The 9,640-nt window shown below is 67.4% G+C and carries 11 protein-coding genes and 2 pseudogenes; 6 read left to right on the top strand and 7 right to left on the bottom strand.

What is annotated here, in order from left to right; all coding sequences use genetic code 11:
* On the top strand, positions 1 to 145 hold a 145-nt coding region (locus tag CHF15_RS43445; protein WP_143681793.1), incomplete at its 5' end, for a zinc ribbon domain-containing protein.
* A 333-nt stretch (positions 146 to 478) separates the two neighbouring features.
* Here the strand turns inward: CHF15_RS43445 and CHF15_RS46315 are convergent.
* The 4 genes and pseudogenes from CHF15_RS46315 to CHF15_RS43425 form a co-directional block, all read right to left on the bottom strand.
* A pseudogene (locus CHF15_RS46315) lies at positions 479 to 714 on the bottom strand (saccharopine dehydrogenase NADP-binding domain-containing protein); the annotation flags it as partial.
* A gap of 33 nt (positions 715 to 747) precedes the next feature.
* Positions 748 to 1,215, bottom strand: a complete 468-nt coding sequence (locus tag CHF15_RS43435) for a hypothetical protein (RefSeq protein WP_089229474.1) — start codon at positions 1,213 to 1,215, stop codon at positions 748 to 750.
* 302 nt (positions 1,216 to 1,517) lie between these two features.
* A pseudogene (locus CHF15_RS46310) lies at positions 1,518 to 1,691 on the bottom strand (TetR/AcrR family transcriptional regulator); the annotation flags it as partial.
* Entirely contained in the window at positions 1,628 to 2,239 is a 612-nt protein-coding gene (locus CHF15_RS43425) for a TetR/AcrR family transcriptional regulator (RefSeq protein WP_089229473.1), read from the bottom strand. The gene CHF15_RS43425 and the pseudogene CHF15_RS46310, both read right to left, overlap by 64 nt.
* Positions 2,240 to 2,328: 89 nt before the next feature.
* On the opposite strand from CHF15_RS43425, the gene CHF15_RS43420 reads away from it, so the two are divergent.
* Both CHF15_RS43420 and CHF15_RS43415 read left to right on the top strand, forming a co-directional pair.
* On the top strand, positions 2,329 to 3,285 hold the full coding sequence (locus tag CHF15_RS43420; protein WP_089229472.1) for an alpha/beta hydrolase: 957 nt from the start codon (positions 2,329 to 2,331) through the stop codon (positions 3,283 to 3,285).
* Positions 3,286 to 3,290: 5 nt separating this feature from the next.
* Positions 3,291 to 3,677: an amidase family protein gene (locus CHF15_RS43415; protein WP_089229471.1), complete on the top strand. Its 387-nt coding sequence runs from the start codon at positions 3,291 to 3,293 to the stop codon at positions 3,675 to 3,677.
* A 211-nt stretch (positions 3,678 to 3,888) separates the two neighbouring features.
* Here the strand turns inward: CHF15_RS43415 and CHF15_RS43410 are convergent, their stop codons facing one another.
* Positions 3,889 to 4,746 carry a helix-turn-helix transcriptional regulator gene (locus CHF15_RS43410; protein WP_245939377.1) on the bottom strand — a complete coding sequence of 286 codons (858 nt, stop codon included), beginning with the start codon at positions 4,744 to 4,746 and terminating at the stop codon, positions 3,889 to 3,891.
* A gap of 178 nt (positions 4,747 to 4,924) precedes the next feature.
* On the opposite strand from CHF15_RS43410, the gene CHF15_RS43405 reads away from it, so the two are divergent.
* Positions 4,925 to 5,317 carry an ester cyclase gene (locus CHF15_RS43405; RefSeq protein ID WP_089229470.1) on the top strand — a complete coding sequence of 131 codons (393 nt, stop codon included), beginning with the start codon at positions 4,925 to 4,927 and terminating at the stop codon, positions 5,315 to 5,317.
* 497 nt (positions 5,318 to 5,814) lie between these two features.
* Positions 5,815 to 6,975, top strand: coding sequence for an epoxide hydrolase family protein (locus CHF15_RS43400; RefSeq protein WP_089229469.1), 1,161 nt, complete (start codon positions 5,815 to 5,817; stop codon positions 6,973 to 6,975).
* 187 nt (positions 6,976 to 7,162) lie between these two features.
* On the opposite strand, the gene CHF15_RS43395 is transcribed toward CHF15_RS43400, so the two are convergent.
* On the bottom strand, positions 7,163 to 7,777 hold the full coding sequence (locus CHF15_RS43395; protein WP_089229468.1) for a TetR/AcrR family transcriptional regulator: 615 nt from the start codon (positions 7,775 to 7,777) through the stop codon (positions 7,163 to 7,165).
* Positions 7,777 to 8,625, bottom strand: a complete 849-nt coding sequence (locus CHF15_RS43390) for an oxidoreductase (protein WP_089229475.1) — start codon at positions 8,623 to 8,625, stop codon at positions 7,777 to 7,779. Before CHF15_RS43390 ends, CHF15_RS43395 begins: the two co-directional genes overlap by 1 nt.
* Positions 8,626 to 9,399: 774 nt before the next feature.
* On the opposite strand from CHF15_RS43390, the gene CHF15_RS43385 reads away from it, so the two are divergent.
* Positions 9,400 to 9,633, top strand: a complete 234-nt coding sequence (locus tag CHF15_RS43385; protein WP_089227235.1) for a toxin-antitoxin system HicB family antitoxin — start codon at positions 9,400 to 9,402, stop codon at positions 9,631 to 9,633.
* The last annotated feature ends 7 nt before the right edge of the window (positions 9,634 to 9,640 follow it).

The following is a 9,640-nucleotide window of genomic DNA, read 5'->3' as shown; positions in this document are numbered from 1 at the left end:
GAACCGGGCCTCACAGGCCCGGTTCGAGTGCAGGTCGTGCGGCGTCGTTGCGCACGCTGACCTGAATGCTTCCCGCAACATCGCCCGTAAGGGCGAGGCTGCGTGGCTTGCGGGGCGTGCGTCACGCGTCCCAGCCCCTGCCTAGCAGGGGCTCAGATGCGGGAGAGCACACGACAGCCAGTCGTGTACCTACCTGCAAGCCCGGTCCCTCAGGGCCGGGTCAAGTTGACAGAAGACCTTTCGTGGCGGCGATCAGTTGTTCACCGTGTCCTCGCGCGAGGACACGGTGTCGTGCGCGGCAGGGGGCCGGGGACGTCTCGCAGGTGCGCGGAGCCGACAGGGTGCCCGCTTGTGTTGTCGTTCGGCCGGTTCCTCCGCGCTGACCACGGTCGGTACAGGGTGCCGGACCGGGCCGCAGGGTGCCCCGGATGGTCCTTGCCTCGGCGCTCTGCGGGATCCGGCGCCGCCCATCGGGCAGCGCGCGGGCGTGGTCGTTGAAGTCCGCGAACCTATCGGCATTGGCCTCGATTTCGGCGGCCACGTCCACGTACGGGATCCCGGCGCGCAGTGCCGCCTCGATAAGGGGGCGGCGGTCGTCGCGACGGGCCCGGCGCAGTTGACCACGGCAGCCGTACCGGCGAGTGCGCGGTCGAGGGAGGCCGGGTCGTCGACCGACACCTGGTGGGCGTCCAGACCGGGTTCGGATGTCGCGAGCCGCAGGTGACGTAGCCGAGTACCGCGGGAGGACTACTGGACTTCGCGTGCCGCGTGCTGGATGAATCGCTCCACAGCGGCGCGGCACTCCGGTGTGAGGCGTTCGGATTCGGCCTCGTCGGTGGCGTGAGCGAGCGGTCTGGTGGAGTCCATTGCGTTCCGGGCGAGTTCGATGAGTTCTTCGCTGCCGGCCAGCAGCTGGACGCGGAAGAACGCCTGGCGGGCATGGGATCGCTGGTCGAAAGCGGCGAGGCGGACCTTGCTGTTGTCCGGGTCCGCGGGAGCTTCTCGTGGTCGGTGCCATCGGTCGAGCTGGGCTCGCGAGAGCTGGGTGACTGCGGCCGCGAAGGCGCTGTACGCCGAGGCGCGTTCAGCCCGCAGGTAATGCTGCCGCGCGCTGTCCTCCGCGTCCCGGGCGGACTGCCGCTGGAACCAATAGGTCAATGCCACTCCGAGGAGCGTGCCCCCGACAGCGATCGCAGCTGACAACGCCTGGTCCATGCCTCAGGACACCACGACGCGCCCCCGGCCTGCCAGAGCGCCAACGCCCATCTTCGGCCGCTTCCTTGCGGGCTACCCGCCACCACCGGCGGCGCAAGGCGTCCCGGGCGATCCTCGAGCCCGACCCGCCGCTCAGCACAAGCGGACTCGGAGGCGAACGGCCTTCCGCCGCTTCTGCCACGAGGACGTACACGATCTGTCTCGGCGGGGTTCCGGATGGGTGGCTGACCCTTGCCCGCGCCGGTTTTTGATCGGGCCCGCGTGGTCCGATCACCCGAAGACTGGGCCTGTTTTTATGGGCTGCTTGCCCGGGCGGCGGTGATCTGGGCGCGGATTCCCTGGTCGGCCCGCTGGAGGTAGGCGAAGACGAGTTCTTCCTTGCCGGTGAAGTGGCGGTACAGCGTGGCCCGGGTCACCTTCGCTTCCACGGTGATCCGGTCGATGTCGACGGAGTGGATCCCCTCCGCGTAGAAAATCCTGGGTGGCCGACGGCGGTGTAGGCGTGCGCGATCAGCTCGTCGAGGCTTGGCGGGTCGTCGTCGTGAGTCCAGCTGCGGAACGCCGCACGGAACAGCGCGATGGCGACCTCGACCTGGGCACGTGCCGCGAGATCGTCGCCGTCTCGTGTGACGGCCAGGCGCGTGAGCGCATGTGACCAGCTGCGTAGCTTCAACAGTTCGCGTTCGGCGAGGTCCGGAACGGACTCGATGACGATCGCGCGCCTGAGGATGTCGGCGCGGCGCGGCTGGAAGTCCTGCGCGAGCGCGCGGAGGGACGTGCGCAGCGCGTTCGCGGTCGAATCGGCGGAGGCGTCGAAGGTTCCGACCAGCAGCTGCTCCAGCCGCGCCTCGTCACCAAAGAGCACTTCGCTCTTGTCCTTGAAGTGGCGGTAGAAGGTCCGGTCGGTGACTCCGGCCCGCTCGGCGATGGCCGCGGTGGTCGTGGCGGAGTAGCCGCTCTCCAGGAACAGATCGAGGGCGGCGGTTTGCAGACGTGCCCGGCTTCCCGGCTGCCAGCGGCTCATGCCGCCACCCTACCCGTGATGTCAGATTGTGTCATCAGAGGGTTAGGGTGGGTGATGTCTGATTCTGACATCACTTGAAGGAGCCGACCATGCCCCGGCCTGACGCGGCAGCACTGCTGGCGTACCTCGCCACCAGCGGCCAGCCCGGCATCGAGACCCAGACGCCCGAGCAGGCACGCGCCGGCCTGCGTGAATCGGTCAAGGCCACGGATCTCCCCGTGGGCGAGATCGCTGTGCAGCAGCCATTGACCATCCCGACCCGGTCCGGCGAGATCGCCGGCCTCCTGCTCGACCCGCGGGCCGGCCGCGAGCCCGGGCCGGTCGTGGTCTGGTACCACGGCGGCGGCTTCGTCACCGGCGACCTGGAGACGCACCGCGGGCCGGCAGCCGACATCGCCCGGCAGCTGGACCTTCCCGTCGTACTCGTCGACTACCGGCTCGCCCCCGAGTCGCCCTTCCCCGCTGCGGTGGAGGACGCCGAGGACGCCGCCCGCTGGGTAGCTTCCCGTCCCGACGCGCTCGGCAGGCAGGCCGACGCTCTGGTCCTGGGCGGCGACAGCGCGGGAGGGACGCTCGCGATCGTGACGGCAATGGCCCTGCGTGACGAGGCGGCTGCAGTCGCGGTCCGCGCGCAGATCGTCATCTACCCGGGCACCGACCTCTCGCGCCCCTACCCCTCGCAGCAGGAGTTCGCCGATGGACGCCTGCTGACCGAGGCCGGGCTGCGCTGGTACTACGCCCACTACCGCGCCGACGCCCACGACTGGCGCGGCTCCCCGATGGTGGGCGATTTCATGGGACTGCCGCCGGCCGTCGTGCTCACCGCGGGCGAGGACCCGGTCCGAGACGAGGGCCGTGCCTACGCGGCGGCCCTCGTCAGGGCCGGCGTGCAGACGACCTTCCTGGAGGCCGCCGGGAACATCCACGCCTTCGTCCTGATGCGGGGCATCCTCCCCTCCAGCCGGCACGACCTCGCCCGGGCCTTCGCCGCACTGACCGCCACCCTGCGCTCCCTGCAAGCGGCGACCGCCGGGAAGCAGGACTGAGGGCCATGTCCGAATTCACGATCGCGCAACTGCTCGGGCACCTCCGGGTCGGTGAGACCACGGTCATCGAGGTCGTCGCGCACCACCTGGACCGCATCCACACCTTCGACCCGAGCCTGAACGCCGTGGTCACCCTCAGCCCCGCAGCCATGGAGGACGCCACACGGCTGGACGCCGCGCCGACGCCGCACGGCCTGCTCCACGGTGTTCCCCTCCTCGTCAAGGACAACATCGAAACGGCGGGCATCGCCACGGCGTTCGGTTCCGCCGCGCTCGCCGACCACTTCCCCGCCACCGACGCGCACCTGGTGACCCTGCTGCGTGACGCCGGCGTGATAGTCCTCCTGGCACGGGCACTCCTCGCGCTCGGGCATCACCGCCAATCCCCATGACCTGAGCGGGCTCTGCCTGACCTGCCCGCAGGACTGGTCTGGGTTGCCGCGGATGCGGTCTTCAGCCGGGACGGAGTCTTCCGGGACTTCCTCGAGGCACACCGATTTTCCGTTCGCGGTGAACGTCCAGGCGAACCAGAGTGTGCTGCCCTGCCTGGCGGCACGCCGCCCGCCGTGACGCCACGCGCCCGACCCGCCCGCAGCAGGACCCTTAGCGGGGCATCGGTCGGCTGAACGGCTGCAGGCCGATGGTCGCCAACAGGTCGAGCTGCCCGGCCGCCTCGCTGTCTCGTGCCCTGGTGTAGACGATCAACCGGAGGTCACTGTCACGTACGGTGAGGAAGTCGCTGTCCAGTGTGATCGGACCGATTTCGGGGTGCAGGAAGGTCCGGCTGCTCAGGCTGGGCTGGGCGGGCAGGCGCTGCGACCACAGGTCGGCGAAGTCTGTGCTGACTGCCAGCAGGTCGTCGATGAGGTCGCCGAGTAGCTTGTCCTTTGGATAGCGGCTTCGAGCCTCGCGCAGATCGGAGACCAGTTCCAGGCGGAGGAGGCGCTCCTCGGCGTCGGTGCGGATATAGCGTGTTGGAGCGCCGGTGAAGACGGTCCAGGCGAGGTTCCGCTCGCGCGCTGGCAGTGCTGACGTGTCGCCGGCCAGGGCATACGCGAGCGTGTTGGACGTGATGCAGTGCCACGACGCGTCGACGACTTGGACGGGCAGGTCCGTCAGGCGGTCCAGGATCCGCTGCACGCTCGGCGTGATGTGACGCTTGATGCTCCCGTGGGCTGGCTCGGCCTGATCCGCGACGCGGAACAGGTGTGCGCGCTCCTGGTCGGAAAGCCTCAGCACGCGGGCGAGCGACATGAGTACTGACGGTGACGGGTGGGTCGCGCGGCCCTGCTCCAAGCGGGCGAGGTACTCGACCGACAACCCGGAAAGCTCGGCGACCTCCTGCCGGCGCAGGCCCGCCACGCGGCGCCGGCCGCCCCCCGGAAGACCCACCTCGGCGGGTGACACGCGGCCGCGCCAGAGGCGCAGGCTGCACGCAAGATCATTCGAATTCGAAGCCACGAATCATTTGTAACACGGTGTGGCAAGCATAGGGTCGCCCTGTCAGTACGAGGCTCAGCAGGCCTATTTTCCCTTGGTGCGCGGAGAGGCAGCATTGGAATCGCGGCCCCGCTTTGCGGTCGGCCGGTTCAGCCTGTCAGTACGAGCAGAGTGGGAGAGATTGACGATGAGTACAGGCATGTCTGCGGAGGAGCTGCACGACTTCTACCTGCGTTATGTCGAGCTCGCGAACAAGCGCGACTTCGACCGCATGGATGAGTTCGCTCACGATGAGGTGATCGTGAACGGCAGTCCGGTTTCCAGGGACGAAATGGTTGGCTTTTTCCGCTACCACACCACTGCGGTGCCGGACCTGCACTGGGAGATCCAGTACGTCATCGTCGAGGGAAATAGGATCGCCTCTCGACTGATCGATACGGGAACGCCGGTCCAGGAATGGAACGGCAACGTCCCCACCGGGGCGAGTATCTCGATCGCCGAAACCGCCTTCTACGAGATCGAGGACGGCCGATTCAAGGTCATGTGGTACATGATGGACGCCGACGCACTGCGGCAGCAGCTCGCCGGCTGACCTGCCCCCGCCGAAAACCCTCGGACACGGCGTGTTGGTATTCGCGGAGGACGCCGCAGAGCCCTTCGCGTGAACGACCAGGTGGTTCGCCCGTGGCGGCGTGCGCGTTCGCATTGTCGCCGCGGGTGTCTTGGTGGCCGATCAGGAACATTTGAATGAGTGACATGAATGACGCGCAGGCGCTTGTGCGCACTTTGATCGACAGCGATGTGTCGGTCTGTTTCGCCAACTCGGGTACATCCTAAATGCATTTCGTAGCCGCGCTCGACGGCCTGCCGCAAGTGTCCCGGCAGCTGTAGTTCCTGATCGTTTGACGCGCTCGTGCTGTTCGTTGCGGCGGTGTGATGGGGCTCGCACCAGCCCGTCGCGGCTGCAGCATTTCCTGTCGCGCGGCGAGCGGGACCACGACGGGGCGCGTGCCCCGAAAAGAGAGTGTCATCACCGCTGATTTAGGGTGACGCATCAGGCGCAATGTACCAAGATACGGAAGTAATAACATGACGTCGATACGCCCATTTCGTAGCCAGACGAGCCCCGAACAGCTCACGGACCTGCGCGAGCGGCTGGTTAGGACGCGACTGGCGCCAGCGCTGTCCGGGCCGGACTGGACGCATGGCACGCCCCCGGGCTATCTCGCCGAACTCGTGGAGTACTGGCGTACTCGGTTCGACTGGAATGCGGCTGAGGAGCGTCTCAACTCGTTGCCCCAGTTCCTTGCCGAGGTCGATGGCACCACCGTGCACTACGTACACGCCAAGGGCGTGGGGCCGCGTCCGTTCCCTCTGCTGTTCGCGCACGGTTGGCCAGGCTCATTCTGGGAGGTGCACAAGATCATCGGCCCGTTGACCGAACCTGGCGCATATGGCGGAGACCCTGCCGACGCATTTGACCTGGTTGCTCCGAGCCTGCCCGGCTACGGCTTCTCTCCGCATCCCGGCACGCCCGGGCTGAGCACGGGGCTCGTGGCGACCCTTTTCGACCAGCTCATGTCCGGGGTGCTCGGGTATTCGCGCTACGGCGCGCAGGGCGGAGACTGGGGTGCACAGATCATCAGCAGGCTCGCCCGCCAGCATGGCGGCAGCGTGGTCGGCATACACCTGAACATGCTCGGGGAAATGCCGGTGATCGACGAGAAATCGGCCCCACTCACACCGCGCGAGCAGGCGTTCGCCGCGGAGATCCAGCAGGGCGGGGGCGAGGAAAGCGCGTACGCCCAGATTCAGGGCACCCGCCCCTCGACACTCGCCGCAGGTCTGTCCGACTCGCCCGCCGGGCTGGCCGCATGGATGGTGGAGAAATTCCGGGCGTGGAGCGATTGCGGTGGCGATGTCGAGTCGGTGTTCAGCAAGGATGAACTTCTCACCAATATCACCCTCTACTGGCTGACCAATTCCATTGCCTCCTCCAGTCGCCTCTACTACGAAGCCATGCATGCCGAGGGCCTGCTGAGCATGCTCGATCCCGGATATGTCACCACCCCGACCGGCTACGCCTCCTTTGCCAACGAGATCATCTCGCCGCCCGAGGAGTGGGTGCGACGCTGCTACAACCTGACCAGGTTCACCGAGTTCAAGCGCGGCGGTCACTTCGCGGCACTGGAGCGGCCCGATGAACTGGTCGCTGACATCCGTGAGTTCTTCCGCCCGCTGCGTGCCTGACCGCGAACAAGCCCGGCGGGGCCCAAGGCGAGCCGCCGGCGCCGGTCAACTTGGGCGGCCACCAGTTCGGGATGCGGAGGCGGTCATCGAAGAAGTTTGGCTTTGCGGTAGTGCGCCCTCGTCCATGGACGGTGCGGCTCGGAGTTACGGGATTGAGTCTTGCGCCTGACCGTCTGCGTCAGATGCTTCAGGTGGTCAGACCCGCGCTGGTCAGCCAGATGTGTTCGCACGTCGCGGACGCTTCTTCCAGCTTCTCGCGGGACTCTTGCGAGGCGTGGTAGAAAGTCCGCTCGATCATCCAGCACAGGGCGCGTGCCATTGCTGAGGCTTGTTGGGGTTCGGTGCCTGCCTGGATGCCGGCTCGTTCCAGGACGGCGGTGATGGCCGTGATGAACAAGTCGGCTGTGTGGTCCCACAGCTCGCCGATCTCCGGCACGGTCAACGACAGGTCGATCGCCGTGCGCATGACCAGGCCGTGCTCGTTCCACAGTTCGACTGTGCGTTGCATGGCTGCTGCGATGGCGCGTCGCGGCTCGTCTGCCTGCGCAGTGGCTCGGGATCGCTCCCACAGCTGCTCGACGGTCCGGGCCACGAGTGCCGCGACCACTTCGTGTTTGGAGCCGAAGTAGAAGTACAGGGCGCCGCGTGTGATGCCGGCGCCCTGGGCGATGTCGCCGACGGTCATGGCGTCGTAGCCCTTCTGTGCCAGCAGAGCCTCACACGTGTCGAGGATGGCTCGCTCCCGGACATCGCCCTTGCGTTCGGCGGAACGGCGGCTTCGCGCGGGGTGGTGGCCGGACATCAGAGCTGAGCACCCTCGGCGAAGTCGGTCGTACGCGAGAGCGTCTCCCATGCGCGGATGTCCTCGTCCACGGCCGTGCGCGCGGCAGTGACCAGTCGCAGCGCGTCCGAGCCCAGGACGAGGTGAGCCGGTGGCTGCTCGACCGATGTAATGCGTACGACGGCTTCCCCGGCCTTGGCAGGATTGCCCAGCTGATTCCCGCTGGCCTTCAGCCGCGCTTGGCGGATGGGGGTGAACAGCTCGTCATAATCGTCGATGTTATGCGTGGCGCGCGTCATGGACCGTCCGGCCCAGTCGGTGCGGAAAGAGCCAGGCTCGATTGCCGTCACGTGGATGCCGAACTGCGCGACCTCCTTACCCAGGGCCTCCAGCATGCCTTCCAGCGCGAACTTGCTGCCGCAGTACGCGGACATGCCTGGCACGGCCATGAGCCCACCCATGGAAGTGACGGCCATCAGGTGTCCGCGGCGACGCCGGCGCATGTGGGGCAACGCCGCCTGCAGGGTGGCCACGGCCCCGAATACGTTGACATCGAACTGCCGCCGGACTTCGGCCAGCGGAGTCTCCTCGAAGGTGCCCTCCACGCCATAGCCCGCGTTGGCCACGACGACATCCAGGGGGCCGACGCTCTGCTCCACCTCCGCAACCACGCTTGAGACCGCACTGCTGTCGGTCACGTCCAGGATCCGGCCATGAGCGTGCCCTGGTTCGAGCTCGGCGAAGGCCTGCAGATCCTCCTCTGAGCGGACGGTGCCCACGACGGTGTGACCGGCGGCCAGTGCGGCTTGGGCGAAGGCACGTCCAAGGCCCGAGCTGACGCCGGTGATGAGCCAGTTCCGCTTTTCCATCATCGCTCCCAAAGTTCTCGCGAGGCGCTGGACTGCACCCCCCAGAAAGTCTACATGGTGTCGATTTTTATCGCCGCCATGTAGATTCTGCAGCGCTTCACGGCACGGCCTGGAGTTCAACCCCTCATGGGTCGGGGCCCGCTGCAACCATCTGCGGACGGCTTGGCCCGATGCGCGAACCGGCGCGTGCAGCGGACTCGACCCCGCCCTGGCGGCCCCGCCGCTCCTGCACCACCTGTTCCCCGGTACCCGGCACCGCATCGGCGGCCTGGCCGCCGACCTGCCGTAACCGCGGCGGTACTCATCGAGCTCGTAACCGCACAGGCCGCCGCCATCCGAGGGGCGACATGGAGACAACACTGGGCTGGGCACCTACTGAATGCTTGGTCACCAACCAGGACTGCCTGCGAACGGCTGCGGATGAACCCCAGATCTCGAATGTCCGCAAAAGCGGATCAAGCCCATCCTCCGGACGGAGGCGGGTCCCGATGGCGGGACGGCGACGGTCTTCGAGCGGCTCGGTGAGTACCCGGACGCGGATGTGTGCCAAATGGCGACTGCGGCCCTTCGGTGGCTGCACGGAACGGACACCATCTGATCAGCGGGGGTCCATCAGGACGCCGGCGCAAGAAACACTCCAGCGCGGCGTGCGCTGGAGTGTGGGGGTCTTGCCCTGGGGCCGGGTGTGAGAGCAGGTGGCTCCGGAAGGCTTGTAGCTGCCTTGCTGCCGTGATCACCCCACCCTCGTATAGCGGTGTGCTATACAGTGGGGGTATGGCGAAGCAGATCAATATCCGGCTCGATGACGCCGTTCATGCCCGTCTGGTCGCGCGTGCCGAGGCCGAGGGCATCACGGTGACGGCTTTGATCACACAGGCCGCCGAGCGCGACCCCCGCCTGGATGACGGGGCCGCCACGGCGGCTGCGTTCTTGGCCAAGCATGCCGCAGAGTTCGCCGAGGCGTTCCCGGAGGAGGAACCGGACAGCGCCAACGGGCGGGCCGCCTGAGGTGGAG

Source organism: Actinacidiphila glaucinigra, assembly GCF_900188405.1.
GTDB lineage: Bacteria > Actinomycetota > Actinomycetes > Streptomycetales > Streptomycetaceae > Actinacidiphila > Actinacidiphila glaucinigra.
The sequence above is the reverse complement of the archived record's forward strand: the minus strand, read 5'-3'. Positions and strand labels throughout refer to the sequence as shown.